Annotated in this window: 32 protein-coding genes; 1 reads left to right on the forward strand and 31 read right to left on the reverse strand. The window is 67.8% G+C overall.

Features of this window, described 5'->3' with window-relative positions:
* Positions 1-2: 2 nt before the first annotated feature.
* The 5 genes from plsY to ruvX form a co-directional block, all read right to left on the reverse strand.
* Positions 3-608, reverse strand: coding sequence for a glycerol-3-phosphate 1-O-acyltransferase PlsY (gene plsY, locus KHC24_RS03410; RefSeq protein ID WP_213359342.1), 606 nt, complete (start codon positions 606-608; stop codon positions 3-5).
* Positions 609-672: 64 nt separating this feature from the next.
* Positions 673-1,971, reverse strand: a complete 1,299-nt coding sequence (locus tag KHC24_RS03415; protein ID WP_213359344.1) for a dihydroorotase — start codon at positions 1,969-1,971, stop codon at positions 673-675.
* Positions 1,964-2,917 (reverse strand): aspartate carbamoyltransferase catalytic subunit, encoded by a 954-nt coding sequence (locus tag KHC24_RS03420; protein ID WP_213359345.1) that lies wholly within the window; start codon positions 2,915-2,917, stop codon positions 1,964-1,966. The genes KHC24_RS03415 and KHC24_RS03420 overlap by 8 nt, the downstream gene beginning before the upstream one ends.
* Positions 2,918-3,121: 204 nt before the next feature.
* Positions 3,122-4,060: an AEC family transporter gene (locus KHC24_RS03425; RefSeq protein ID WP_213359346.1), complete on the reverse strand. Its 939-nt coding sequence runs from the start codon at positions 4,058-4,060 to the stop codon at positions 3,122-3,124.
* A 2-nt stretch (positions 4,061-4,062) separates the two neighbouring features.
* Positions 4,063-4,554: a Holliday junction resolvase RuvX gene (gene ruvX / locus KHC24_RS03430; protein WP_213359347.1), complete on the reverse strand. Its 492-nt coding sequence runs from the start codon at positions 4,552-4,554 to the stop codon at positions 4,063-4,065.
* Positions 4,555-4,728: 174 nt separating this feature from the next.
* Between ruvX and KHC24_RS03435 the strand changes: the two genes are divergently transcribed.
* Positions 4,729-5,433 (forward strand): metal-dependent hydrolase, encoded by a 705-nt coding sequence (locus KHC24_RS03435; protein WP_213359348.1) that lies wholly within the window; start codon positions 4,729-4,731, stop codon positions 5,431-5,433.
* Positions 5,434-5,908: 475 nt separating this feature from the next.
* Here KHC24_RS03435 and KHC24_RS03440 read toward each other — a convergent pair whose 3' ends face one another.
* The 26 genes from KHC24_RS03440 to KHC24_RS03565 all read right to left on the reverse strand — a co-directional run bounded on the left by KHC24_RS03440 (position 5,909) and on the right by KHC24_RS03565 (position 25,843).
* Positions 5,909-6,652, reverse strand: coding sequence for a DNA-methyltransferase (locus KHC24_RS03440; RefSeq protein ID WP_213359351.1), 744 nt, complete (start codon positions 6,650-6,652; stop codon positions 5,909-5,911).
* The gene (locus KHC24_RS25605) at positions 6,631-6,813 is read right to left on the reverse strand and encodes a Com family DNA-binding transcriptional regulator (protein WP_213359353.1); all 183 of its coding nucleotides are present in this window, start codon (positions 6,811-6,813) and stop codon (positions 6,631-6,633) included. The genes KHC24_RS03440 and KHC24_RS25605 overlap by 22 nt, the downstream gene beginning before the upstream one ends.
* A 134-nt stretch (positions 6,814-6,947) precedes the next feature.
* Positions 6,948-7,250, reverse strand: a complete 303-nt coding sequence (locus tag KHC24_RS03450) for a hypothetical protein (RefSeq protein WP_213359355.1) — start codon at positions 7,248-7,250, stop codon at positions 6,948-6,950.
* Positions 7,251-7,261: 11 nt separating this feature from the next.
* Entirely contained in the window at positions 7,262-8,653 is a 1,392-nt protein-coding gene (locus KHC24_RS03455; RefSeq protein ID WP_213359357.1) for a hypothetical protein, read from the reverse strand.
* Entirely contained in the window at positions 8,653-9,054 is a 402-nt protein-coding gene (locus KHC24_RS03460; protein ID WP_213359360.1) for a hypothetical protein, read from the reverse strand. The genes KHC24_RS03455 and KHC24_RS03460 overlap by 1 nt, the downstream gene beginning before the upstream one ends.
* Positions 9,054-9,677 (reverse strand): hypothetical protein, encoded by a 624-nt coding sequence (locus tag KHC24_RS03465; RefSeq protein WP_213359362.1) that lies wholly within the window; start codon positions 9,675-9,677, stop codon positions 9,054-9,056. The genes KHC24_RS03460 and KHC24_RS03465 overlap by 1 nt, the downstream gene beginning before the upstream one ends.
* A 2-nt stretch (positions 9,678-9,679) precedes the next feature.
* Entirely contained in the window at positions 9,680-10,225 is a 546-nt protein-coding gene (locus tag KHC24_RS03470; RefSeq protein ID WP_213359364.1) for a hypothetical protein, read from the reverse strand.
* Positions 10,226-10,227: 2 nt separating this feature from the next.
* A complete protein-coding gene (locus KHC24_RS03475; RefSeq protein ID WP_213359365.1) occupies positions 10,228-11,322 on the reverse strand; it encodes a glycine-rich domain-containing protein in 1,095 nt (364 codons plus the stop codon).
* Between the two features lie 12 nt (positions 11,323-11,334).
* The gene (locus KHC24_RS03480; protein ID WP_213359366.1) at positions 11,335-11,952 is read right to left on the reverse strand and encodes a YmfQ family protein; all 618 of its coding nucleotides are present in this window, start codon (positions 11,950-11,952) and stop codon (positions 11,335-11,337) included.
* Positions 11,949-13,049, reverse strand: coding sequence for a baseplate J/gp47 family protein (locus KHC24_RS03485; protein WP_213359367.1), 1,101 nt, complete (start codon positions 13,047-13,049; stop codon positions 11,949-11,951). The genes KHC24_RS03480 and KHC24_RS03485 overlap by 4 nt, the downstream gene beginning before the upstream one ends.
* 1 nt (position 13,050) lies before the next feature.
* On the reverse strand, positions 13,051-13,521 hold the full coding sequence (locus KHC24_RS03490) for a phage GP46 family protein (RefSeq protein WP_213359369.1): 471 nt from the start codon (positions 13,519-13,521) through the stop codon (positions 13,051-13,053).
* A gap of 52 nt (positions 13,522-13,573) precedes the next feature.
* Entirely contained in the window at positions 13,574-14,140 is a 567-nt protein-coding gene (locus KHC24_RS03495; RefSeq protein ID WP_213359372.1) for a phage baseplate assembly protein domain-containing protein, read from the reverse strand.
* Positions 14,137-15,375, reverse strand: a complete 1,239-nt coding sequence (locus tag KHC24_RS03500; RefSeq protein WP_213359374.1) for a phage baseplate assembly protein — start codon at positions 15,373-15,375, stop codon at positions 14,137-14,139. The genes KHC24_RS03495 and KHC24_RS03500 overlap by 4 nt, the downstream gene beginning before the upstream one ends.
* Entirely contained in the window at positions 15,372-16,652 is a 1,281-nt protein-coding gene (locus tag KHC24_RS03505; protein ID WP_213359376.1) for a DNA circularization N-terminal domain-containing protein, read from the reverse strand. The genes KHC24_RS03500 and KHC24_RS03505 overlap by 4 nt, the downstream gene beginning before the upstream one ends.
* The gene (locus KHC24_RS03510; RefSeq protein WP_213359377.1) at positions 16,652-19,018 is read right to left on the reverse strand and encodes a phage tail tape measure protein; all 2,367 of its coding nucleotides are present in this window, start codon (positions 19,016-19,018) and stop codon (positions 16,652-16,654) included. The genes KHC24_RS03505 and KHC24_RS03510 overlap by 1 nt, the downstream gene beginning before the upstream one ends.
* Before the next feature lie 9 nt (positions 19,019-19,027).
* Complete coding sequence (locus tag KHC24_RS03515; protein ID WP_213359378.1) at positions 19,028-19,168, reverse strand: hypothetical protein; 141 nt, start codon at positions 19,166-19,168, stop codon at positions 19,028-19,030.
* Positions 19,165-19,632: a phage tail assembly protein gene (locus tag KHC24_RS03520; protein ID WP_213359379.1), complete on the reverse strand. Its 468-nt coding sequence runs from the start codon at positions 19,630-19,632 to the stop codon at positions 19,165-19,167. Before KHC24_RS03520 ends, KHC24_RS03515 begins: the two co-directional genes overlap by 4 nt.
* Positions 19,629-19,991 carry a phage tail tube protein gene (locus KHC24_RS03525; RefSeq protein WP_213359380.1) on the reverse strand — a complete coding sequence of 121 codons (363 nt, stop codon included), beginning with the start codon at positions 19,989-19,991 and terminating at the stop codon, positions 19,629-19,631. The genes KHC24_RS03520 and KHC24_RS03525 overlap by 4 nt, the downstream gene beginning before the upstream one ends.
* A 32-nt stretch (positions 19,992-20,023) precedes the next feature.
* Positions 20,024-21,493, reverse strand: coding sequence for a phage tail sheath subtilisin-like domain-containing protein (locus tag KHC24_RS25520; RefSeq protein ID WP_271180643.1), 1,470 nt, complete (start codon positions 21,491-21,493; stop codon positions 20,024-20,026).
* An 8-nt stretch (positions 21,494-21,501) separates the two neighbouring features.
* Positions 21,502-21,714, reverse strand: a complete 213-nt coding sequence (locus KHC24_RS03535; RefSeq protein WP_213359381.1) for a DUF2635 domain-containing protein — start codon at positions 21,712-21,714, stop codon at positions 21,502-21,504.
* Positions 21,711-22,328 (reverse strand): hypothetical protein, encoded by a 618-nt coding sequence (locus tag KHC24_RS03540; RefSeq protein WP_213359383.1) that lies wholly within the window; start codon positions 22,326-22,328, stop codon positions 21,711-21,713. The genes KHC24_RS03535 and KHC24_RS03540 overlap by 4 nt, the downstream gene beginning before the upstream one ends.
* Before the next feature lies 1 nt (position 22,329).
* On the reverse strand, positions 22,330-22,752 hold the full coding sequence (locus KHC24_RS03545) for a DUF1320 domain-containing protein (RefSeq protein WP_213359385.1): 423 nt from the start codon (positions 22,750-22,752) through the stop codon (positions 22,330-22,332).
* A gap of 39 nt (positions 22,753-22,791) precedes the next feature.
* Positions 22,792-23,478 (reverse strand): hypothetical protein, encoded by a 687-nt coding sequence (locus tag KHC24_RS03550; protein WP_213359387.1) that lies wholly within the window; start codon positions 23,476-23,478, stop codon positions 22,792-22,794.
* A 14-nt stretch (positions 23,479-23,492) separates the two neighbouring features.
* Positions 23,493-24,386 carry a Mu-like prophage major head subunit gpT family protein gene (locus KHC24_RS03555; protein WP_213359389.1) on the reverse strand — a complete coding sequence of 298 codons (894 nt, stop codon included), beginning with the start codon at positions 24,384-24,386 and terminating at the stop codon, positions 23,493-23,495.
* A gap of 16 nt (positions 24,387-24,402) precedes the next feature.
* The gene (locus KHC24_RS03560) at positions 24,403-24,810 is read right to left on the reverse strand and encodes a hypothetical protein (protein WP_213359391.1); all 408 of its coding nucleotides are present in this window, start codon (positions 24,808-24,810) and stop codon (positions 24,403-24,405) included.
* 1 nt (position 24,811) lies between these two features.
* Complete coding sequence (locus KHC24_RS03565) at positions 24,812-25,843, reverse strand: phage protease (protein ID WP_213359393.1); 1,032 nt, start codon at positions 25,841-25,843, stop codon at positions 24,812-24,814.
* Between the last annotated feature and the right edge of the window lie 175 nt (positions 25,844-26,018).

A 26,018-nucleotide genomic window follows, 5' to 3' on the forward strand; every position in this document is an offset into this window, starting at 1 on the left:
GATCAGCCCTTCGCCCCGATACGGCCTTCCGTACCGGCCAGCAGCCGACGGATATTGGCGCGGTGCATGATCCACAGGATTGCGGCCAGCACCGCCAGCAGCAAGGTCAGCGCCGAACTCGCCAGCACCAGGGCGGCGATCACCGTCGCGGCGGTAGCGCAGAGCGCGGCCAGCGAGGAGTAGCGGAACAGCCGAGCGACACCGAGCCAGACGACCGCAAACACCACGGCCAGCGGCCAATAAAGGCCGAGCGTCACGCCGAGGAAGGTCGCCACCCCCTTGCCGCCCCGGAAGCCGAGCCACACCGGAAACAGATGGCCGAGAAAGGCGCCCAGTGCCGCGACGAGCGATCCCTCAAAGCCGAACAGCCGCGCCGCGATCAACACCGCCACCGTACCCTTCAAGGCATCACCCAGGAGAGTGGCGGCGGCTAGGCCCTTGCGGCCGGTGCGCAGGACATTGGTGGCGCCGATATTCCCCGAGCCGATGGAACGGATGTCCTGCGTGCCGGCGAGACGGGTGAGAATCAGGCCGAACGGGATCGAGCCCAGCAGATAACCGAGCGCCAGGGCGAGAAGGCCCGCGAGGGGAGGCAGCGACCATGTCATGCGTCGACCTTAGTGGCCGGCGCGCGTCGTGGCGATGGCGACCACGGCGCGCGGCTGCGGCAATTCACACGTATTCGTAGACGGTGCGGCCGCCGACCAGCGTGCGCACGACCCGACCCTCGAAGCGCGATTCGTCGAAGGGCGTGTTGCGGCAGCGCGACTTGAGCGAAGCGGCATCAAGGATCCATGCCTCGTCCGGGGCGACCACGGCGATGTCCGCCGGCCGACCCGGCCGTAATGTGCCGGCTTCGAGCCCCAATAATTCGGCGGGGCGGGTCGACATCGAGCGGATCAGCGCCATCAGTCCCACCGTTCCGCCATTCACCAGCCGAAGGCCGGCGGCGAGCATGGTCTCGAGCCCGATGGCACCGAAGCCGGCCTCGGAGAAGGGAAGGCGCTTGACCTCGACATCCTGCGGATTGTGGTCGGAGACGACGACGTCGATCAGCCCCTCGTCGAGGGCGGCGGCCAGCGCCAGCCGGTCCTCCTCCGCGCGCAGCGGCGGCGCCAGCTTGAAGAAGGTGCGATAGCCGACCACGTCGCGCTCGTTGAGCGTCAGGTGGTTGATCGAGGCCGAGGCGGTGACGTTGAGCCCGTCCTCCTTGGCCCGGCGCAGCACGTCGAGCGATTCGGCGCAGGTGAGCGAGGCGGCGTGGTAGCGCCCGCCGGTCATGCCGGCGAGGCGGACGTCGCGCTCCAGCACGATGGCCTCGGCCGCCTTCGGGCTGCCGGCAAGGCCGAGCCGGGCGGCGAGTTCGCCCTCGTTCATCACCCCTTCGCCGGTGAGATCGGCATCTTCGGTGTGATGCACGATCAGCGCATCGAACATGCGGGCATAGGTCAGGGCGCGGCGCAGCACCTGTGCCGAGCGCACCGAGCGGGCGCCGTCGGTGAAGGCGACGGCGCCGGCGGCCTGCAGCAGGCCGATCTCGGTCATCTCGCGGCCTTCCAGGCGCTTGGTGAGCGCGGCCATCGGATGGACGCGCACGATGGCGGTGTCGCGGGCGCGCCGCTGCAGGAAATCGACGATCGCCGGCTCGTCGATCATCGGATCGGTGTCGGGCTGGCAGATGATGGTGGTGACGCCGCCGGCCGCCGCCGCCTGGCTCGCCGAGGCGAGAGTCTCGCGGTGCTCGGCGCCGGGCTCGCCGATGAAGGCGCGCATGTCGACCAAGCCAGGAATCACCAGGCGGCCGCGACAATCCACCCGCTCGGTGCCGCCCGGCAGGCCGGTATTGGCGAGACCGGGCGCAACGTCCTTGATGATGCCGTCGGCGATGAGGATGTCGCCTTCGATGTCGAGGTCGCGCGAGGGATCGAGAACGCGGGCCCCGGCCAGAAGAACCGGACGAATCTCAGGCATTTGGCAGGTTCCGCGACAGTGCATCGAGGACGGCCATGCGGACCGCCACGCCCATTTCCACCTGTTCGCGGATCAGCGACTGCGCACCGTCGGCCACCGCCGAATCGATCTCGACACCGCGGTTCATCGGGCCGGGATGCATCACCAGCGCGTCAGGCTTGGCGTAGCGCAGCTTCGCCTCGTCGAGGCCCCAGAAGTGGAAATATTCCTTCACCGACGGTACGAAGGAACCGTTCATCCGCTCGCGTTGCAGCCGCAGCATCATCACGATGTCGACGTCGGCAAGGCCGCTTCGCATGTCGGTGTGGACCTCGACGCCGAAGCGGTCGATGTCGCGCGGCAGCAGCGTGAGCGGTGCCACCACCCGCACCGTCGCGCCAAGTGCCTGCAACAGCAGGATATTCGAGCGGGCGACGCGGGAATGGGTGATGTCGCCGCAGATGGCGACCGTCAGCCCCTCGATGCGGCCCTTGTTGCGGCGGATGGTCAGCGCGTCGAGCAGCGCCTGGGTGGGATGCTCATGGGCGCCGTCGCCGGCGTTCACCACCGCGCAATCGACCTTGCGGGCGAGCAGCTCCACCGCGCCGGAGGCGCTGTGGCGCACGATCAGCACGTCCGGGCGCATGGCGTTGAGGGTGGCGGCGGTGTCGATCAGTGTCTCGCCCTTCTTGAGCGAGGAATTGGCCACCGCCATGTTCATCACATCCGCCCCGAGCCGCTTGCCGGCGAGCTCGAAAGACGATTGCGTGCGGGTGGAGGCCTCGAAGAACAGGTTGATCTGCGTGCGGCCACGCAGGGTCGCGCGCTTTTTCTCGACCTGCCGGTTGAGGGTCACGAACTCCTCGGCGAGGTCAAGCAGGCCGACGATCTCGCCGGGATCGAGGCCCTCGATCCCGAGAAGGTGCTGGCGGGCAAGCGTGAAGGAGGCAGTCGGGTTCGATGTCATATCGAAGTCGGCTGGATAGACGCTGATGTGGTCGGCCGCAAGCGCTTATCGGCGGTCGTCGCGGAAATCCCCGCCCGAACCCACCGCTGCTTCCCGGCTCGGTTGATCCGACTGGTATGCCGCATCGTCGTTCGGGAAGCGCGCCAGGAGCTTTGTCGGCGCGAATTTAGCTAATCTACCAATTTAAAATATATCCATATCTTATTATGAAGACAGATAATTAGCTGCCGATACGGCGAGTGGCATGGTGATGGTTGCGAAGACCATCTGTACGGTCAGCATCTCGGCCAGCAGCGGCGCGTCGCCGCCCATCTGCCGCGCCAGCACATAGCCGTTCGGTGCCGAGGGCACGGAGGCGGCGATGGCGACTACCAGCAGATCGACCTGACGCAGTCCCAGCGCAAGGCCGAGGGCGATGGCGGCCGTCGGCAGCAGGACCAGCTTGAGAAAACAGGAGAGGAACGTTGCCGCACGCGCGCGGTGCAGGCTGTCGAGGCGCAGGCCGGCGCCCACCACCAGCAGACCGAGCGCCAGCGAGGAGCGGCCGAGTATGTCGACGAAAGTCATCAGAACAGCGGGAATTACCACGTTGATTTCGTTGAGCAATGCGCCGACGACGCAGGACCAGACATAAGGATTGCGGGCGATCTGGGCGAGCATTTTCGGCGGCTCGGCACCGGCGCGGGCGCCATGGCGGGCGAGCACCACCACCGAGAGGATATTGAGCACCGGGATCATCACCGCCAGGCCGACGGCGGCGACCGCCAGCCCCTTGGGGCCGGCGAGCGCGCTGGATACCGCCAGCCCGATATAGGAATTCCAGCGCACCGAACCCTGGAAAAGCGAGGTATAGGAAGGACTTGTCAGCGAGAGCGCCCGGCTGAGCGGTCGGCGCAGCACCATCAGCGCCGCGCTGAGGCCGAGGATGGCGAGCAGAAGGGCGATGCCGACCTCCAGCACGGCCACGCCGCCGAGGTCGGCGCGGGCGATGGAGACGATGATCAGTGCGGGAAAAAGCACGAAATAAGTGAGCTTTTCCAAGGCGATCCAGTGACTGGCCTCGGTGAGCAGCACCCGCTTCAAAAGCGCCCCGAGGGCGATGATCAGGAACACCGGGACGAGCGCGCCGAGAACGCCGGCCATGGTCAGGCGCTCGCGAGGAACCGCAGGCGGTCGAGGGCGCCCTGGAGGATGAAGGCGGCGGCATGCTGGTCCACCACCGCGGCCCGTTTCGCCCGGCTGACGTCGGCTCCGATGAGATCCCGCTCCACCGCCGCGGTGCTAAGCCTTTCGTCCCAAAGGATAATCGGAAATTCGGTGAGCTTGGCGAAGTTGCGGGCGAAGGCGCGAGTGGACTGGGCGCGCGGGCCTTCGCTGCCGTCCATGTTCACCGGCAGGCCGAGCACGAATCCGACGGCGCCGCGGTCGCCGGCGAGCTTCAGCACGCGGGCGGCATCCGGGGTAAACTGTTTGCGCGCAATGGTTTCCACCGCCGCCGCCAAGCGTCGGTCGGGATCGCAGCTGGCGATGCCGATGGTCTTGGTGCCGAGATCGAGGCCGAGCAGCCCACCGCGCGGCGGCAGCTGGGCGTGGGCTTCCTCGATACGGAGAATGGGGGCGCTGGCGGGCGTGCTCATGGCTGTTGCGCTAGCACGCCCGGACAGGGGGCGCCAGAGCGTCCGGCCGGTGCAGTGGGGTGTACGATGCGGCCGATTTCCGCCGCGGATGGCCGGTGAGGCCGAAAAGCCGGCTTGAGCGCGCCGCCGGGCACCCTATGTTGCGGTCATCCTCGGCAGCCAGAGAGACGCTCCATGAAGATTACGTGGTTCGGACATTCCGCCTTCCGCCTCGACTTCGCCGGCAAGGCGGTGCTGATCGACCCCTTCCTGTCCGGCAATCCGAGCTTCGGGTCGAGCCGCGACGTGGCGGTGCTGGGCACGGACTACGTGCTGCTGACCCACGGCCATGGCGACCATGTCGGCGATACCGTCGCCATTGCCGAGGCGACCGGGGCGACGGTGGTCGCCAATGCCGACCTCGCCTCCTGGCTCGGGCTGCAGGGGGTGAAGAAGCTGGAGATGATGAACACCGGCGGCACCATCGGCCTCGACGGCTTCTCGGTGAGCATGGTGCGGGCCGACCACTCCTCCGGTGCGCTGGCGGACAGCGCCTCGGTCTATCTCGGCAATGCCAACGGGCTGATCGTGCACGCCCCCGGCGAGCCGACCGTCTGGCACATGGGCGACACCGACATCTTCTCCGACATGGCGCTGATCGCCGAGATCCACCGGCCGGAGATCGTGATCGTGCCGATCGGCAACCGCTACACCATGGGGCCGGAGACGGCGGCGCTGGCGGTGAAGCGCTTCCTGCCGGGATTGACGATCATCCCCTGTCATTACGGCTCCTTCCCGCCGCTGGAGCCGACGGCCGACCGCTTCGTCGGCTTCGTCGGCGACGAGGCGAGCGTGCATGTGCTGACGAGCGGCGAGCCGAAGTCGTTCGCCAAGGGCTGAGACACCTCCGGCGCGGGGAGGCGGCCGGCCGTCAATGACTGCCGCTCCGATTGCGGAGGGGCGCTCGCCGAGCGAGCCGGCGGGGGCCCCTTACCCCGACCCTCTCCCCGACGGAGAGAGGGAGGTGAAGCGCGACAGATGAATCTGCAGCGTGGGACACATGATTTCGCACCGGCTGAAGCGGCCCGCAAGAGCCTGTTGAGAGGCATGTAAGAGCCCTCTTACGACCCATCGGGATTGACCACCGGCTCGACCTCCACCAGACCCGCTTTAGCGAGCCACAAGCGCCAGCGTGTCGCGAACGCCGCCTGTGCTTGCTCTCGGGTGTCGGCACCACCCTGCGGCGGCCCGAACCCGTCTCCCGACACATGGACATGGCCAATCACCCAGGTCCAGAACACCTGAGGCCCTTCGGTATGGCGGGAGATTATACCGATCGGCACCTCGCCGCTCAGGACGCGGTAGCTCTCAAACTCTACGTCGTCTCGGCGGGACAATCTGAGCGCCACTGTTTCAGCCTCGCCTTCGCTATCTCGAAATAGGCCCGCTCGAACTCTATGCCGACATAGGGCAACCCGCGTGCTGCGCAAGCAAGCCCCACGGTGCCGCTGCCCATGAACGGGTCAAGCACGGCGCCCTCCACCGGCATCAGCAATCCCTCCATCAGCGCCACCGGCTTCCCGGCCATGTGGTGTTTGGGTCGCGGGATCGGCATGCGGAAGGCGCCCGGAGCGATAGGCCCGGCGAACGGCCGCGCCCCATTGGTGCCCCAGATGACGAACTCCGCCTGATGGCGGTAGCGCCCTTTCTGCGGCCGCGAGGACTCGGTCTTGTCCCAGGGGATGATGCCCCGCCACACCCAGCCCGCGCACTGCAATGCGTCGGTCGTTGTCGGGAGTTGCCTCCAGTCAGAGAACACCGCGATGAGTGCCCCCGGCGCCGCCAACGCGCGTGCTCGGCCGAGCCAAAGCATCGACCACGTGAGGAACGATCTTTGGTCGCGGGCGTCGCCGGCGAACTCGGGATAAAGACCCTTGTGTTCGGACGATTGATATTTGGAACTCGTGTCGCGTGCCTTCTCCGCCACCGTTACGCCGCCGGAGCAATAGGGCGGATCGCACAGCACCGCCGCGAACCCGCCCTGGAGTGCCGGAAGGATTTCGAGGGCGTCGCCGTGATAGAGCGTCGCGTTGCCGATCACTTCGGTATCGAAGCACATGTAGCGTCACCTTGGACATGACGCTCGGGGCGCTCGGGTTCGGGCTCGATCGGCCTCAGGGAATTCACGACGCCGCAGCGCCGGCATTTGATATCGATCCGCTGGCGGATCGGCTCGGCGCGGAAGAGAAGCCTCCCGCAGCCGCATTTCACGTCTCGCATATGGCCGCCGAATCAGGCACCTCGGCCGGGCTCACCAGAGCAACGGGGCGAGGTGGCGGTTATGCGTCAGCGCCGTCCGCGGGTCAGGTTCCCCAACATGCACCCGCGCCGGGGAAACCCGGACCTCGCCACCGCTAGTCGTCGGCCACCACCACGCGCCGCCATCCGAGCGGAACCACGGTCGGGTCGGGTTCGACCGCATAGGCCGTCAGCTCGCCGGCGCCCTCGAAGGCTGGCAGGGTCCATTCATCAGGCGGCCCGGCCTGCGCATGGACGACATAGGTGTGATCATCCTCGGCGACAAACGCCGTGACCCGATCGCTGTAGTAGCCGCCGAGGTCGACGATTTCGTTCGAGACGAGGGTGGTGCCTTCGGTTTCGCCGGCAATGATGGCCTGAAGCTGCTCGGGCGAATAGGTCCGGGTGATATAGGCCATAGCTCTTCTCCTCAAGCCAACCGCGAGTGATCGAAAACCCCACTGTCGCGGATGTAAATGACAGCCGGGCGGGGGAAATGCAGCCCGTCGTTGGTCATCCAGTTGGCCGTGCCGTTCACCTTGAAGATGCCGCTGTTGCGGGTGCTCTCGACAACATCGGCGACGTCGAAGATGCCGCCAGAGAGGGGATGACCAACATCGCCCGACCGGAGGGCGCCAACAGTGCCGATGGGGGCGGGCACGAGACGGTTACCCGAGAGCACCGCCGGCGAGCCGTCGCGAAGCCAGTCGTTCACCGCCACACGGATCGGGTTGGCCGCATTTGGCGTCTGGCCGGCCAACGTGACGAAATTGTCGGTGCTCGTCACCGTCGACGGGGTAATGGTGGTTTGGAAGACCTTGCCCCCGGCGCCGGCAGCAAGTGCATCCGCACATTCCTGCCAGATGTCGATGAGCGCGGCCTTCATCTGGTCGGCGGTCATGGAGCCTAGGCTGTTCACCCCGCCCTGATGGATGACGTTGGTTACCCATCCTTGCCGGGCGGCCGTCAGCCGATAGCGCAGATTGCCGGGCGCGCTCAGTTCGGCGAGGTTGGTGCCGGCAATGCCGCCCTTGAGCACCGGCACGAAAGGGGAAAGAGCGCGGCTGATCATCCCGAAGCCGGCGGTGGGAAGCGCGTCAGGGCCGCCGGCCTGATAAAAGTCGGCGGTTCCCTGCGCCTGGCTGTCGCCAAGAGCAAGCGCCGACGGGAGCCGGGTGCGGGCGATAATGGCGTAGGGCCACACATTGACCGACCGGGCGGCGGGAAGCGCTCCGGAACCGGGGAACGTTCGGTCGGCAACCGTATCGGTAGAGCCCTCACCCCACTCCGCATTGGACGCCATGTTTTCGTAGCTATAGCCGCCGGTGCCGCGGATGTACTGGATGAGCTGGAACAGGGTGCCCTGCAGCACGTCCATCGGCATGAAGTCGGTGCAGACAAACCGCCCGCTGCCCATGCCGATGGCGCGGCTACCCGCGCTCAGGAGTTGCACACGGCCGGCTTCGTTCAGACCCGGATATTGAGCGCCGAGCAGCAGGGACGTATCCCAACCGGCCTGTTCACGCTTGCCCGTGTTGCGCGCGCCGTTGAAGTTGCCGATGACGACGGCGAACTCCCGCAGATCCTCATAGGCACTATGACCCGACACGGCGACAGTCTGGTTGCCCGAGGTGGCTGGGCCGTCCGTATTGATGCGGCAGTTGCTCATGACGAGGCCGTAGCGCTCGCCCTCGCCAAGCGGGAATTTCTCCCAGTTTCGCGGAAGCAGCCCCTCCCGCACCAACTGGTCGTTGCCCATGCGGCTCGTCAGCTTCGGGATGGTGACGCCGCCGGCGCGCTCGATATCAGCTTCGCTCAGCATCACTGACGCTCCCACTTGGACAGGGCCGACATATTCCCGTTCGCGTCGCGGGTGATCGTCTGCACCCACGACGTGGTGCCGTCGCTGATCGTCTGCGTGAGCAGGTTGCCGCTGGCGTCTCGCGTCACGGCGGTGACGGCGCAATCATCCGGGTAGAACAGCGCGCCGGTGCTGTCCTTGAGGGCATTCCTTGCCGCCCCTGTCGATGCCCGCTCAAAGAGGCCTTTGAGAACGCCGAGCACGGTCGAAGGGCCGGCGCCGCTCCAGGCCGGATCGGCCTTCTCGCCGATCTCCGGGACGAACGGCGCCTGCGCCTCCAGCCCATCCACCACATAGCTGCGAAAGTTCACGGTGCCGGCGGCGCCGTCTTTCACCACATAGCCTTTCGGCGTCGCTACCATCAGAGCCACCCGCTTTGTCTGGGATTGGAGAAGTCGAGGCGACCGACCGTCGCCTCGACCATGAACTGCATGTCGTCATGAAGGGCTTGGGCCTGAGCCAGCACGCCGGTCACCGCCCCGCCATCGAGCAGCACCGCCCAGTCGGCCGCGTCGGCCGAGGGCGTCTCGTTGGTCTGGCGCAGGGCGTAGAAGGTCGAGCCGGCATGCGTGACGGCGTCGCGCTTCTGATAGGTGACGAACTCCTCCCAGGCACCGCGATACTCGACACCGGGCGGCCCCATGACCGCCGAGGCGACCGGCCGGGAATAGGTGAGCATCTGGCCATTGGCGGCGATCAGCGCTCGGCCGGCGGCGATGCGCTGGCGCGTGCCGTTCTTCAGCACGTACCATTCGATCGCCGTGCCCGCCTTCAGCGTGCCGAACATCTCGTCGTCGATCAGCACCGCCAGAACGACCGGCAGCTCGATGACGATGAGCCCGGCAACCGAGGACAGCACCCGCGGCTCCTGTTCGAGCGGCATCACCTTCAGCTCAACCTCGGTCCCGTCGAAGCTCGTGACGATGCCGGTGAAGTCGAAGCGCACGACGCGGCCGTGCTCTCCGGGGATGATCGGCAGATCCATGGTCAGCTCCCCGTGCCGGGCCAGCTGACTTCGGCGGCCGCGCGGGCATCCTCGGCCGTCGCGGCCTCGTCGATCGCCCGCTTTGCCCCAAGGCGCGCCATCTCGATCGCCGAGCCGATAACCAGCCAGTTGGTGTAGTTCGCGGTCACGACGGCGGCGACGCCGGCGAGATCCTCGGCCGTGATGCCAACCTCCGCAGCTAGCAGCGGATACGCGGCAGGATCGGGCGAGGTGTCCAGGGCAAAGCGCCGGGCTTCGTCGGCCTTGACCTGATAGGTCATGGCCTGCCCGGCGCCGGCGGTGATGTACTTCAGGCGTTGGCGTTCTGCCGCGGTGTCGACGCTGCCCTTAAGCGTCAGCCTCAGGGCAACGAGGTCGACCACGACGGGCGGCGGTGCGGTCCACGCACCATCGGCATAGGACCAGCCGACCTCGGCAGCGCCGGCCGCCACCCACAAAAGCGACGGACTGAACATCTCGGCGATGTCCCCTTCCGTCTCGATGCTCTCGACGGCAACGCCGTCTTCCACTCGCAGGAATTTCGCCATCGTCACCACTCCAGAAACACGGCACCGGCCGCGCCGTTGCCGCCATCGCGTGCCACACCGTCAAAGCAGCCGCCGGCCGATCCGCCGCAGCCGGGTCCGCCGCCGACCCACGCCGGCCCGAGCGAATAGGGTGCCGTGCCGGCGAGCCGCGGACAGCTACCGCCGGCACCTCCGGCCCATCCGGGACCGGCTGGCAAAGCGTTCGAGCCGCGCGCTCCCTGGAGGTTCAGGAAGCCGTCCGTCGAGGTGCCGCCGGCGGCGTTACTGGCTTGGTAGCCGCTGCTGATGCCGTAGCCGAAGCGCCCGCCAGTGCAGGAAATACGGGTCGAGAAAGACGACGTGCCGCCGTTCGTGCCATTGCCGGCGAGTGTGCCGCCAAGCCCGCCCGCCCCGACCGTGATGGTGTAGAGATTGCCCGGCGCAACGGGATAAATGCCCTCGCCGTAGCCACCGCCGCCGCCGCCAGACGCTCCGCCATCAATGCCGCAGGCGCCGCCGCCGCCGCCGGCTCCGCCTACACTGGCCTTCACGCGGGTGCAGCCCTCAGGCGCCGTCCAGGGGTAAGAACCGGCGGCGATGTAGGCGACACCGTTGGACGGCAGCCCGGTAAAGCCGAGGGTTGTCAGCTCGTAGCGCGTGCCGAGATCGATGATGTCAAGGCACTGTCCGGCGGCCCAGTCTCCCAGCTGGATGGGAGCACCACCGGGCCGCGTGAGTTCGTCGGCCGCCAAGCCATCGACCTTCAGCGAGCAGCCCCCCGCGCCGGGCGCATAAGTCGCGAGCACGCGAAGCTTCATGCCGGGTTTGCGGGCGAGAACCGGCGGATACAGGGCGGCGGTCAGATCCGTCGCCGTCCCGCCGGCGCCAGCGGCATAGTTCAACGCTCCCGACTGGATGCCCACGGCTACCTGGGCGAAATCGCCGGCGGCGAGCGCTGCACCATTCAGGCTGGCGATCGTCGCCAATTCCTCCTGCACAGCGTTCAGCCAAGCGGCGGTTATTTCGGTGCCGGGGAATCCCGCGGTGTCGTTGCGGTCACGAAATCCGCGCCGCCCACCGCCGATATCGATCCAGTCCAGACCGTTGACGCGATCCATCGTGAGCCTCGCTCAGCTTTCCCCGGCGTCGTCGGCCGGCAGGTAGGTGAAGAAAACGTCGGTGTGCGCGGGCGCCGCGCGACGGATGTCGCACTCGATGTCGGACAGCTCGATCTCGTAGGTCCGGCTTCCGGCGACGGCTCGGCCGGCCCGCGCCCGGCGCCACAGGCCGAGAGCGAGGCGAACGACCCAGACAAACTGCGACGGGTGATTGGTGAGGCGGTCGCCGGCACGGGCGACGCCGGCGCGGGTGAGCCTGACCTCTTCGATCGTGATGACGACGCCACGCGCGGCCGCCATGGCGACGTAATAGGCGATCGACTGCCCGCCGCGGGCGACCCAGCGCTGATGGGCGAGCTGTTGCCGCCGGGCAACGGACAGAGCGGAGACATCGCGCCCGCACAGATCCGGCCCGAGCACCCGCTCGAAATCGCCAAGTGTGTCGGTCGCCGTGCGCGGGTCGACCTGTTCCATCATCGCCTCGGCGACCGCCTCGATCTCGGCGAACAGCGTCGCCGGCGCCGCGAGGATGGCGCCGATCAGGCTCCCGTCGCCGGCGCGCGGCCAGATCCAGCCCGGCGGCAGCTGCGACAGCAGTTCAGTGTGAGCGTCCTCGGCCGGGCGGCTCATTCGTCGGCCTCGAATGTGATGGTCCCCGGCACCGACAGCTCGGTGGCGGCCGAGACGATGTCGGCGGTCGGGCTGATGAAGCGGTGGGCGTACTCGCCGGCGGCCGACGACACCGCCTCAGACAGGCGGGAGAAGCGCAGCCGGCCGCCGATCTCGGCCTCGGCGGCGAAGAAGGTGCGGGCGGCGGTCTTCACCGCTTCCTGCACGGCAAAGGTCGAGGGATCGAGCACCAGCGTGATGTTGCGCGGCACGATGACGGCGGGGATCACCGCACACTCGGCGGTCACCGGCCGCACCTCGTCGAGATAGGTGCCGATCGCTTCCAGCTCGGTCTCGGTCGGGGCGCGCGGGTTCGCCTTGGTGCCCATGGCGATGGCGACGCCGACCGAACCCCGGCCGACCCAGTTGGGCAGCGTCTTCACGTGAGAGGCGGCGAACTGGTTCTGCACCCAGCGCGGATAGTCGAAGCTGGCGCCGCCATGGGCGGGCTCGCGGATGCGCTCCAGCAGGCGGGAGAGCAGCGAGGGATCGCGCTCGATCTCGGCGCCGCCGGTGACGCCGGCGTCGTCGATGGTGGCGAGCTGCTCGGTGAGGCCGGGGATCGTCTCAAGCAAGCTCAGTTGCAGGCCGGCGGCAGCGTTGCCGATGGTGCCCGCGCTGGTGGCGCGGACGGTCAGCGAGGCGGTGCCGTCGATAGCAATGGTTTCGGCCTCGGTCACCTCATAGGTGACGCCGGTGCCCTGCAGCAGCCGCCCGGCCGGAACCACCGTATCCGGCACGCCGACGACGCCGGCCTTACCGATGGCGAAGGTCGCGGGCCGGCGGGCAATGCCCCAAATCGAGGCGTGGCGGACGAGGTATTCGGCCTCGGCGGTGTCGGGGAAATACTGCTGCCCCCACCATTTGAGATGCAGATGCACCTCGTAGAGGCCGAGCACGAAGGTGCGGATGATGATGCCGAACATGCCGCGCGGCGAGCGCACGGCCCGCGCCAACTCGGCCGGGTTGACATCGGGCCGCACCTTGCGGATCTCGGTCTCGACCAAGGTTTCGAGCCGGCGGGTGAGCGTGGTGGGATCGGAAATCGGGAACGGCATGTCAGGCGCCCCCGACCCGCTGTGTCGTGCGCAGCGGGCGGCCGTCAGCCACCACGACGATGCCGAGCATCTGCGGGCGCACCCAGGTCACTTCGATCTTGGCCGCCTTGCCGGTTTCCTCTTCCACCCAGGCGAAGGCTTCCTTCATCCACTCTTCCGCCATGCGGCGGGTGATCTCGTTGGCCTTGGCACGCTCCAGAAGCCACAGCCGCGAGCCGATCTGGCGGAAGGCGATGTCGAGGGCGTCGCCGGCCCAGCCGCGCCGCTCGACGAAGGACACCGGCTGATTGAGTTCGCTGATGCCGGAGGGCAGCTCGTCATCGAGGCGCGCGCGGCGATCCGAGCCGAAGCTGATCAGCATCGGCGTCGCCGGCGTCTCGTCGATCAACAGGTCGGCGTCGTCGCCGAGCTGCAGGTCGCAGCGGCGCGTCGCCGGATCGAAGACGAGTGCGAGATCGAAGAAATCAGCCATGACAGGCAGTTTCGCGCGCGCGCGAGCCTGCGTTCATGGCCGCAGATGCGGCCTAGACCGATGGGTCGGGATCGGGGCCGATGACGATGGGGTGGGACGATACAATCTTGTCGGACTGCACCACGATCCATTTGTCGCCGAGGCGCAGCTTCACCATGTCGTCGGTGATGGTGACGCGCGGCGCGCTCTCGCCGGTGCCCTTGCGCAGGCGGATGACGTCGTCGGTCAGCTCCACCTGGTTGTCCTTCACCTCGGCCAGAACCTTGTTCGGCGAGATGACATGGACGGTGCCGTCCGCCTTGCAATGCACGCGGTTGCCGAGGATGGCGTAGAGCGCCGCCTCCCCCTCGGCGAGATTGCCGAGCCGGTTGCCGGGCGAGCCGGCCGGCAGCGCCACAAGGTCGCTCTGGTCGCCACCGATCGCCAGCAGGATCACCACGCCGTTCTTGGGCGGCCGGCTGGAAACGCCGAAGAGCTGCAGCACCTCAACATCGGTGCGCGAATGGCCGGCCCACGCCTGCACGTCGACGGTCTGGCTCTCGCCCGTGTCGGCCGAGCGGCGGATGACGCCTCGGGCGATGACGCCCCGGAGTTGGCGGGCGAGTTCCGTCCAGCTCATGGCGTCACCAGCGGGTACGCGGTGCTGTCGAGCGGCCCGCTCGATTTCTTGCCGCCCTTCTTGTGGTTGGTCCGGCGCGAGCCCACCGGCTCGGTGTCATAAGCGTCGGGCGAGGTGACGCGCAGCCGGGTGCGGGCGCCGTCATTCTCCGAATACACATAGGTGACGCCGGCGATCAGCATGTCGCGCGAGATCAGCATGAAGTCGTCGGCGACGTCGGCCAGCTCGTTGCAGCGCCACAGCTCCCGGCGCTCGCCTGCCCGCCAGTCCTTCACCTCATATTCGAGGCTCTCCGACGAGCCGCGCGCCGTGCGCTCCATCCACTCGGCCTGTTTCTGCGCGCCCTCGGCGGTGAGCTGGGTTCGGCCGAGCGTCACCAGCGGGCGGTAGCGCTTCATGTCGGGATCGGTCGCCTTGCCCTCGATCGTGACGCCGGCCGTCTCGACCGCGTCCTGTTCGTCGATCCAGTCGGACGGGTCGCCTTCCAGCGGCGCGGCGGTGGAGTCGAGCCGGGCGGACTGGCGGCGCTTGCCGCCGGCCTTCTCGGCCTGCCCCTTCACGCGGTACTCGCTGTGCCGCTGTTCGACGGAGAACTCGCCCGAGGCGGAGATGATGTTGCCCGGCATCCGCAGCGGCGCCGGCGCCCGGCGCGCGCCGGTCTTGGTGAGCACGATGGCGCCGACGCCGTCCGAGGTGGCGAGGACGCCGCGCTGGCGCAGACCCTTCTCGATCGCCGACAGGGCGGTCTCGCCACAGTCGAGCACGTAGCGATCGAAGGGCGCGCCGACATCGACCTCGGTCCGCACCGTCATGCCGTAAGGCTTGACGATCTCCTCGATAACCTTGTCGACGGTCTTACCCTTGAACTCGCTCGGCCCGTCGACCGTCGCCGCGCCGTCGATCAGGTCGCGTGCCTTGTCGGAACCGGAGATGCTGACACTGGCCTCGCCATCGGACACGCGCGGCGAGACGGTGTCCACCCAGCCCTTCAGCACCGTCTCGCCGTCGATCCGCAGCTCGGCGGTGAGGCCGAGCACCACGGCCGAGCCATAGGACGCCAGCGTCGCGAAGATGAGTGCCGACACCGAACGTGTCGCGTCGCGCAGCTCAACGGTAAATGAGCTGGTCATGTCCTGCATGTCGCGGATGATCTCGACTGAGGTCCATTCGGAAAACGGCGTGCCGGCCAGCAGCAGCGCTATGCGGCGGGTGGGTGAGTAGACGGGAAGGGTCACAGCAGGATCTCGATCGTCTCAGTGGTGATGACGCCGGGGTGGCGCAGTCGGTTGCGGGTGACGATGTCCTCAAACATCGCCACCACCGCGCGCGGATCGTCGCCGGCGAAATGCTGGGCGATCAGCCATGCCGAGATCCCGGCCGGCGGGCGCACGGTGATGACGGACGGCAGGCGGCCGATGATTTCGTTGAGGTCGCGGGCGAGCGCGGCGCGCAGATCACCAACCGCCCGCCACAGTCCGGCGCCCGCCGCCGGATCGTCATAGGCGAAGGTCGCGGTCTCGCCGGCGAGGCCCGCCAACTCGTCGTCCAGGGCGGCGCGCACGGTGGTGGCGTCCTGCCGGCTTTCATAGTCGATGTCCGCCGCCGCCCGCACCGCCTCGGCGACGAGGCCGACGCGCATGGCGAGCGCCACGGAAGCGGCCGGCGTGTTCAGCGTCTCGACGTCGGCCAGCTCGCCGGCGACGGCTCGTAGCAGCGTCACGGCGCGGCGGGCGCTGATCGGCTTGGCAGGCGCGACGTAACCCGCCGCCGGGCTGATCGCCGAAGGTGCCGCGGTGACGCCGGCGGCGGCGATCGGCGCGCCGATCGCGACCACGGCGGCGGCGAGCTGCGCCGGCGCGGCACCGCCGCCATCCGCCGCGACCGCGTCGGCAACCGCCTCGATCGCCGACGCCACGGTCGGCGACAGGCCGGACACCTCGGGCGCGGCCGACACGGTATCGTCGACCAGGGCGGCGCAGGCGGTCGCGGTGTCATGCGCATGCGACAGCACCGCCACGGCCGAGACGCCGGCAAGCGCCAGCGAGACGAAGGAGGCGGCGGCGGTGATGACGCCGTCCACGGCGCCGAGCAGGCCGGCAAGGGTCGACACCACCGGCGCGAGGCTGGTGCGCACGGGGGTAAGGGTGGCATCGAAGGTGATGAGCCCGAGCGCGCGATCGCTGAAGCGGATGACCGCCGGCTGTTCCGCGACGACCGACATCTCGCCGAGCCACGGGTGCAGCAGCGTGGCGATGCCGGGCGCCTCGAACGCCGCCTGCAGGGCGAGGGCGCGGACGACGTAATCCTCGCCGACATAGACGCCGGTGACGTGGATGACGCCGGGCGCTCGCCCGAAATCATCGAGCCCCGGCGCGTCTATGCCGGGGAAATAGGTGAGCAGCAGCCGTCGGCCGGCCTCATGATCCGAATCCGGCATGAAGAAGGGCACGCCACGGAACATGGCCGGCAACAGGCCCGGCAGATGGTCGAAAGCGTCGTCGAAGAGGCCCATCACACCCGCCCGACCATGCGGCCATTATTGGCGACCTTCATCGGCACGTCGGCATTGCTGCTCTCGGCGCGCTCGATCTGGCTACCGGGCGCCGCCGACACCACGATCTGCCCGCCGATCTGGGCGCGGCCGCCGGGCACGGCGGCGGCGAAGCGATTGCCGCCGGCCGCCGGCGCGAAGCCCTGCCGATCGACCGGCCCGGTCGGGTTGCCCATGGGATCGGTCTGCGGGATCTGCGGCGTGTTGTCATTGGCACCGCCACCGCCCAACCCGCCCGGCAGGGTCGGCCAGCGGATGATGCCTCCGAGATTGATGGTACCGATCCAGCTCAGGATCTTGCCCGGCAGCCCGGAGAAGAAGCTGGCGAGGCCGTCGACGGCGGCTTTCAGGCCATCGGCGATGGCGTTGCCGACGTTGGTGCCGAGCGCAATCCAATCGGCGTCGCTCATGTTCGATAGATCGTCGATCACCTTGTTCAGCGCCGCGAGCGCGCGCGGGCCTAGGTCGGAGAACCATTTGGAGACGGCACCACCATCACCGCCGAGGGCGTTGACGATGCTCCCCGGAAGCCCGGTCGCCCAATCGATCACCGACTGCGCCGCCGAGGCGAGCCCCGGCCCCCAACGTTCCGACAGGGCGGTCCACGCGGCGCCGACCATAAGGCCGATGCCGCGCACGATTTTGACCAGCTTGGAGGGCACGCCGCCGAATGCCTGATCCGCCATAGCCAGCAGCTGCGAGCCCAACCGGCGGATGATGCCGAGCACCGCCGGCCCGGCGCCCGTGAACGCCGCCTTCATCTTGGAGAGGCCGGCGTCGACGCCCGCCCAGTCGCCCCGGAACAGCGCCTTGAAGGTATCGACGAAGGCCGAGCCGAACTCCTGCACCTTTCCCCAAATCTCCTGAAAGAACGGGGCGAAGTTCTCCCAGTCGGCATAGATGAGGTAGGCAAGGCCGGCGAGTGCGGCGACGACCAGGCCGATCGGCGACAGCACGAAGCCGACAATGCTGGCCAGCACACCGAAGGCCGCCGACAGCACGCTCATGACCGGGACGAGAACCGCGAGCCCGGCGACCAGGACAAGGAACGCACCGGCGACGCCGAGCACGGTGTCGATGACGCCGGGATAGGCAGCGTCGATCTGCTGGACCCAGCCGAGCGCCGCGATGCCCCATTGATTGAGGATGGGTACATTGGCGCCGAACGCATTGCCGACCCTTCGGGCCGCCTGCGTCATGATCTCTTCGCCGATGCCGACTTGCGTCTGCAGCCCCTCCCACTGGGTTTGGAAATCCTTGGCGATCACGTCGAGCCCGGCGTTCTGAATCTCCTTTTTGAACTCCTGGTACTTCTCGATATTCGCGAGCATCGGCAGGAGGAAGTCGAGCACCTGCATGTCGCCGAAGATCTGCGACAGCTTCCCCGATCCACCGAGCGCGCGGATCTGCTCGACGGCGGCGGTGGCCGCCTGCGCATCGCTCATGCCCTCCTTCTTGTGCTGCTTGAAGAAGTCGAGCGCCTGCTTCTGGCTCACGCCGGTGAGCTTCATCACCTTCTGGATCGACGCCTCGACCGGGTTGATGCCCTTGGCGGCGGCGTTTTGCATCACGCCCAGGATGTCAACGCCGAAATCCTTGAAGTTCTTGACGGCGTCCGGCGACAGCACCTTGGAGAGATAGTTCTTGAAGTTGTTCGCCGCCGCCGAGGTGTTGTCGGTGCCGAACATGGCGATCTGCAGCGAGGCGCCGAGCGTCTCCACCGCCTCCATGCCGTTGATCTTGAATTTGGTGAACTGGGCGGCCAGTTCCGGCAGCTCTTTCGCCATGTCGCGGAACTCGAACCGGCCGAGCTTGCCGGCGGTGACGAGCTTGGCGAGGGCCAGCTCCACCTGCTCGGCCGGCACGCCGAGCGAGTTGGTGAGCGCGAAGCCCACCTTGGCGACGTCATCCGGCAACGCCGAAGCCGCCTTGGACACGCGCCCGATCGTTGGCATCAGCTTGTTCACCAGAGCATCGTCCATGCCCGAGGCGATCAGTAGCCCTCCGGCCTTGGCGAGGTCCGACGAAGCGATGCCGACCTGCAGGGCGAGTTCGCTATAGGTGCCGGCAAGCGACCTGATCCGGGCCTCGGCGGCATTGCCCGATAAGCCGGCCGTGACGACGATGTCGCGCAAGACCTGATCGAAGGCAGCGGCCGAGGCGATGGGAGCCGCGAAGCTGATCGCGGCGGCAGCGGCGCCGAGGATGCCGATGCGCTGGCCGAGCTGGGCGAACTGGGCGAACTTGCGCTGCAGCGCTGTGAGCGGCGCGGTGAGGTGATCGACCAGCCGCACCAGAACCGAGACGTCCATCGTGCGGCCGGCCATATCACGCTCCTAGTTGTCTTTGATGAGGTCGGCCTCGTGCTTTCGGTAGGCCATGATGCAGTTCCACCAGAACCGCGCCCGCTCGAAATCGAAGCTCTCGATCTCCTCGGCCGAGAACCCGCTAAGGGCGGCGAGGCCGCCCAGGATCACGAACGGGTCTTGCCCTTGGGGCCATCGCCGAAAAAAGACGCCACCACCGTCGAAGCGTCGGCGATGTCGGCCGCCGACATGTTGTCGTAGACCTTGCCCATCACAGCCTCATTGATGCCGGCGGAACGCGCCAGCATCACGATCGGCTTGTGCGCCTCGGCAGTCGCCGCCACCGCGCGCAGATCCGCGCCGTTGAGTTCGCGGAAAGTCAGGACGTCGATGGTTTCCTGCCGATCGCCATGATGCGACGATTTGCGGAGGATGGCGACGGGCCGGCGCAGCGGCAGCGAGACCGAGCCGTTCGGATTGCGCTGCGCCCTGGTCGGCAGCTCGCCGCCGAGGCCGGCGTCTTCGTCGACAACCACAACCGGGTGGTCATCGACCACGACCGCAGAGGCCGGGGCCGGGCTCCGCTCCTCGTCGTCGCTGATCACGATGGGTGCGGTGCTGTTGTGGGTGCTCAAGACACGATCTCCTCATACTGGCCGGCTTCCCATTTGCACTCGGCCTTGCCACCATCGCCGGCGGTCAGCTCCGGCCGCTCGGTCATGAAGGCGTCGGGGAAGGTGAAGATCTGGCCAGTGTCGCAATGCACCTGCAGTTCGCCCGCATCGGGATCGTAAAGGTCGCTGGCGCTCATGCCGCGATCGAACGTGCGCGTGGCCGTGATGATCGACTCCTTGAACTCCCGTGCGAATTTGCGCTTCTGCCCGGTGGTGACACCCTTGTTCTGCATGCCGCCGAGCAGCAGCTTCCCGCCGGGCTCCACGTCGAGCTTGGTGCCTTTCCACTGGATGTCGATGATGCCAAGGGACTGCGCCATGCCCCATTCCTCCTATTGCGCGCCGCAGCGCGTCAGACCTCGAATTCCAGCGAGCCGGCGAGCACCATCATGTTGCCGATGATGATGATGCGCAGGCGCGAGTTCAGGCGGTTCTTGTTGCTGTCGTCGCACTCGAACACCGAGCGCGAGACCGTCTCGGAGGACTGCTCGATCCAGCCGCGCCGCTCATAGAGGGTGCAGCGGGCCGCCCAGCTGCCGAGGGCGCGCTTGGGCGTGACGACGGCGTCGGCGTGCTCGGCCGCCAGCGAGTTGTCTTTCGCCAGCTTCGCGCGCGGATAGGTGAGCGTGAAATAGGCGCTCCAGTCGTAGCGGATCCGGCTCGCCGTCTTCGGGACCATGATGTCCATCCAGGCGGTGTCGGCGACGTTGAGGTTCGAAACCTTGTACGTCGTCACCACCCGGTCGATCGTCACCGTACCGCCCGACACCCGGTTGAACGTCGAGATGCCCTTCTTCAAGAGGAGGTTCTGCTCGCTGTCGATGAAGCAGTCCTTGGAATCGGGCGCGACGATGCCGGTCAGCACAAGCGAGCGCAGCTGGCGGGCGGGATCGTTGGCGAGCTGGAAGGCAGCGACGCCGGCGAGCGAGGCCGCCCACTTCCACGGCGCCGAGGGCGAGCCCTTCGCGCCGATGATCGAGATGAACGGGCTGTTGGTGATCGCGCCCTTGGTGACGAGGTCGGAATAGATGCCCTTCGACCCGATATAGGCGTGCGCATCCTTGCGGCCCATCGCCTTGTAGCGCTCGGCGAAGTCGGCGGCGATCTTGCCGAGATTGGTGGCGTCGTCCCACGGGAAGACGATGTCGGTGAACCACTCGTTGGCGATGGCGTCGAGCACCGTCTGGACGTCGGGATTGGTGGCGCCGCCGGCCATGGCGACGACCGTGACGGTGGTGCCGGCCGGGATGGTGTCGCCGATGGTGCGGGCGACGGCGAGCGAGATGCCGTTGCCAACCTCGCCCTTGTGCCTGGCCGTCAGGGTGACGACGCCGGCGGCCGCCAAGGCGGTGACCGGAAGATCGGTGAGCGCATTGATCGCGGCGGCGGCGGCCGTCGCCATGGCGGCCACCGTCTGGCCGGCGGTCAGCGCCAGCGGGATACGGGTTTCCTCGACATAGAGCGCGAGGGCACCGCCGGTGGTCGGGACGCCGACGAAGGTGAGCGTGCCCGTGGCCGCGACGCCGGCGCCGGCATCGGCCAGCGCGGTCAAGAATACCTCGGTGGTGCGGTTGGCCGCCTTGTACGCCTTCACCATGTCGGCGCCGACCGATCCGGCGCCGCAATAGGCGATGCCTTCCTCGGGTCGGGTGATCGGGTACAGGGTGCCGGCGACGGCGGTTCCGGCGGCGAGCTTCTGGGCGACGATCAGCGTGCGCGCCGGATACTCGGTAAGGCCCATGCGGTCATAGACCGGCTTGACCTCGGTGTAGACGCCCGGCTTCTGCCAGTCATAGGGGATTTCATCGAACGTAAGCGACACGGCTCACCTCACTTCGTCTTGGCGGCCTTGTCGGCCGGGCTGGTGGCGTCGGGGGTGGCCTCGGCCGCTTTCGGGGGCTGGCCAACCGTCACCTCCTGATCGGCGAGGCGCCGGCGCCAGAAGGAGTCGAGGTGGACGTAGTCGCCCTCTATCGGCAGATCGCCATCGGGGCCGGGGATCGGGGCGCCGGTGGTCGGGACGAGGAAGGGTTTCAGGCTCATTCGCTGTCTCCCACAGGCGGCAGGTTGGCGTCGCCGCGCATCGGCAAAGCCGGCACGGCGTCGGGATCGGGATCGGTGACGACGTCGAAGTCGGATACGAGGCGAAGGAACTGCGGCGCGGCTTCGCCCTCGCCGAGCAGGTCGCCGAGCCCGTTATTGATGGTGAAGGAGACGATGCCGGCGGCGGCGCCGATCTCGCGCCAGCCGTCGACGGTCGCCTGATTGGCGTCGGTCACCTCAATGCTGCCGATGCCGTTCAGCGTCCGACCGTGCAGCGCGGCGACGGCCGCCATGACGGACGGGTAGATGCCGGGGCCGAGCTTGTCGCCCAGCATCGGGCCACTTCGGCCGGTGTTCTTCACGACGATGATCAGTCGGAAAGTGAACGTGCCCTTGAAAGAGCGGCCGGCGCCGGACGGCTTCACGCCTTCCCAGCCGATATGCAGGCGCGGCGTGGTGTCGGCGAGCCGCTTGAACTGCTCTGGAGAGAACGGCAGGCCAACGATCGCCGGCGTGCCGTTCCACTTGGCCGCCGGGAAATAGGGCGCCAGCAACAAGGCGATGGCGACGCTGATCTCGCTGATCGGATCGAGATGGCGGACAGGCTCGGCCATGTCAGAGCCCTCCATCGCGGCGCATGACGAAGGCCGGCGTCCGGTCGGAGGCCCGCGCGGAGCTGCCGGTGGCCAGCGGCGCGACACCCTCAAGCGAGGCCTCGCCCGTGGCCAGCTGGTCGAGCCACGACAGGACTTCCTTGCACGCCAGTCGCATCTGCTCGGTCGGCTCACGATCACCACCATGAGCCAGATCGAATCGAGCGAGCACGCAAGCCGCGCGCTGCAGCTCCATGGGGGCCGGCGAAACGGGTGTCGCATAGCGAAGCCTCAGACGGCTATCGATCCGCAGGGAGGCGTCGGCAAGCGCGCTCTCGATGCGCGCCGGGATCACCGCGTCCGGGATGTCGCCATCGGCGACGGAGAAGCGGATCATCTCCACCTCCCCGTAGCGGGCGATCATGTTGGCGACGGTCGCGTACATGGTGAGTTCCGGCGCGCGAAGAGGCGCGTGAGAGGGGTCTTAAGGGGCGGTTACTTTCGCCCCTCGTCGCGCCTTGGCGGCGACGGGGGCGGCCGCAGTTGCCGCCTCCGTCGCCTCGCCGGTTTCCGACGTAACGACAGGGTCGGCCGCAGATGCGCCCCCCGTTGCCACGCCGGCTTCCGACGTCGGCACGGCGAGGCTGGAGACCCCATCCGGGAGGCTGGAGACCTCGGAGCCCGACGCCGGCGCACCCGCCTCGGGCTCCGGCTGTGCATCATGGCCATCGGCTTCCGCCGGCGGCGCGACCTTCAGAAATCCACCCGATCCGACCGTGAAGCCGTGCTCCTCGAGGAGACGGCGGGCACGCGCGGACGCGCTCTCGACGAAGGTGAGCGGCGGGAGATGGCCGACAACGGCCACCTCCGCGAGGTCGTAAACCTCCTTCGCGATCAGCCCGGCGAGCGCCCCAGGCGCACCGGAGGCGATCAACACCACCGCGAGCGTGTCGACCTCGCCTCGGCCGGCGGACGGCAAAGTCCCGTCCGCCGGCCCGGCTGTTGCGCTCTCAGGGTTATCGGCGAAGGTCACGGAGAGGAGCGGCTCGCCGCGCAGGCGCTCGATCAGCTCGTCGGAAAGCTCACCCGGCGCATAGACCTTGCGCGCCGGGTGTTCGATGCCCGCGCGGCGGAAGCCGGGCTGGGCGCAGATGATGACGACGTGCTTCATGGTGCGCGCTCCGCTCAGGCCAGCCACGGCACGACGAGCAGCTCGGCGGTGCCTTTCCACTCGTTGGTTTCGCCGCCGGCCGCGTTCTCGCTGTTCAGCAGCTTGCGGCCAGCGCTCTCCAGCGCCGGCGGCACGATCAGCAGCTTGGGCATGAGGCCCAGCGGGCGGCCGTAGTCGCCCTTCATGCCGGACAGGCCGGCGCGGGCGATCGCATAGTTCGCCGCGTTGAGGGTCTGCTTCGAGCCCCAGGCGAACTGCCAGAAGCCGAAGCCGACATTGTGCCGGCCATCCACGCCGTACAGGAACTGCTTGCGCTCGAAGACATTGTCATCGTCTTCGCGGTCCTTGCGGACGAGCTGGATGTTCTTGCGGACCTGCAGCAGTAGCGGCTTGAGGGCGCGGGAATTGTCGACGAGGAACCACGGCGTGCCCGCGCCGCCATCGGTGTTGGCCACCGAGATGACCTTGCCGTTCTCGTCGAGCACCGGGTGATCGGTGTCGAAGAAGTACTGCTTATCATAGCAGGGGGTGGCGAAACCCGCCTTCAGCAGCGCCCAGGAGAGCTGGTCGTAATTGGCGCCGGACGAGCGGCCCATTTCCTCGAACAGCGGTGAATAGATGCCGAGCGTGTCATCCTCGATGTCGTTGCGATCGACACCGATGGTCAGCTCGAAATCCTTGTTGGTGACGGAATAGCCGGAGTTCGACAGGTTCTGCACCTGACGATCGCCGATCCATTCCCGCATGTTCGGGATCTTGCCGATCCAGCCATATTCCTCGGTCTTGGTGGTCGAGGTCACGCGGGTGGCGATGCGCTCCCACATGGGGGCGGCCTGCCCGAGGCCGCGCTGGAATGCGGCGTTGAAGCCGACATACAGGTTGGAGAGGTTGGCGCGATTGATGATCATATGCCCGTCGCTCCGCTCAGAACTCGACCCACACGCCCTGCGCGTCGACATCGCGGACGATGCCGGCGACGCTGCGGGTGTTGGTGCCGTTGGTTTTCGCGACGGTCTGATCGTCGACGATGTAGCAGTTGGTACCGATGTCGGCCCGCGTGATGGCGTCGCCGGCCGCCGAGTTCTCGAAGCGGTAGCACCCGCGCAGCACGCGCGCGCTCGCCGCGCCGGCAGCTCCGGCCGTGTTGTCGATGGTCTCGGCCGCCATGAAGCCGCCGTGCAGCGTGGTCGCGGTCGCGCCCGGCGTCAGGTTGCCGGCGGCATCGAGAGCCACAAGGGCGCCCTGGAAGATCTTCTTCGCGGCAGCGACGGGAAAATAGAACTCCCGGCTGTCGCGATAGGGGGTGTCACGCTCGGCGGTCAGGGCCGTCATGTCAGATGTTCTCCATTCCGAGCGACTTGCGGCTCGCGATGAACTGTTCGGTGGTGAGGCCCATCTGCGAGCACAGCTCGATCTGGTCCGACGTCAGGCCCGACGCCGGATCGTTCTTGTCCTTGGGCGGGACGACGACACGGCCGGAATGGAGCGACACCATCGCGCCGAGTTCCTTCTCGACGCCCGCCGGGTCTTTCATGTGCCGCTCGATGTAGTGATCGCGGATTGGCACGATGGCCGTCTTGCCGGCAGCAATGGCCTCGTCGATCACCCGCGTGGCTTCCCTCTTCGCCGCGTCGTTATGCTGGGTGGTCAGCTGCGTCTGCAGTTCCAGCACCGTGGTACGCAGCTTGGCGATGTCGGTGTCGCCGGCCGACTGGCGGGTCTGCAGCTCGATCACCATGGCGTCGGGCGCGAGGTTGTCGGCGAGGCCGGCCGCCTTACGGATGCCGGCAAGCTGGGTGCTGTGGGTGTCGATCACCGTCTTCTGGGCGGCGATGGCGGTCAGTACATCGGCCTCGGCCACATCGGCGCCGAGCCCGAGCGCCTGACGCGCCCGTGCGAGAAAGTCCATGTCTTCGCTCCGGTCGTGGAGAGTGGTGAGGCTGGAAAGGTTCGGGATGTTGGTGAGGCTCGCGCGCAGGACGCCGGTCACCTCGTTGCCGTCCGGCCGGCGGGTCAGCGCCGGCGACAGGCCACGGTAAGCGCGGTCGGCGACCAGGGCGGCGCCGGTGACGGTCCACTCGACCTTGCCCCAGATCCCGTCATCGCGGGATTGCAGCTCCACGATCCACCCGCGCGCGGGAGAGGGCTCGCCCTTCGGGGCAAGGCGGTCGATGGAGTGGTTCTCGTCGATCGGCAACCGGCCGCCCGTTGCGGCGAGCGAATTGCGGATCACCTGTGCCGCGTCGCGCAGCACGAAGGGGCCGCGTCCGTCCACGCCGCGAAATTCGCCGGCCGGGACGAGATGCACCCAGTCCGGCGCGGTGGCGCCGGCGGGAAGCTGCGAGAAGAGGATGACGGGGTCCATACCCGCCAATTTGCCGGGACACCGTCCGGCTGTTCATGGCCGCATATGCGGCCTGTAGACCTATCTGGAAGGCGCGACGCTGGCGGGCTGGCGGGGGCGATACGGGCCGATCTAGCGGGAGCCCTCCGAAAAGCCGCCCCGGAGGCCTCTTACGCCTCTTACCGGCATGTTAGAG

It is taken from the genome of Ancylobacter defluvii (assembly GCF_018390605.1).
Taxonomy (GTDB): domain Bacteria; phylum Pseudomonadota; class Alphaproteobacteria; order Rhizobiales; family Xanthobacteraceae; genus Ancylobacter; species Ancylobacter defluvii.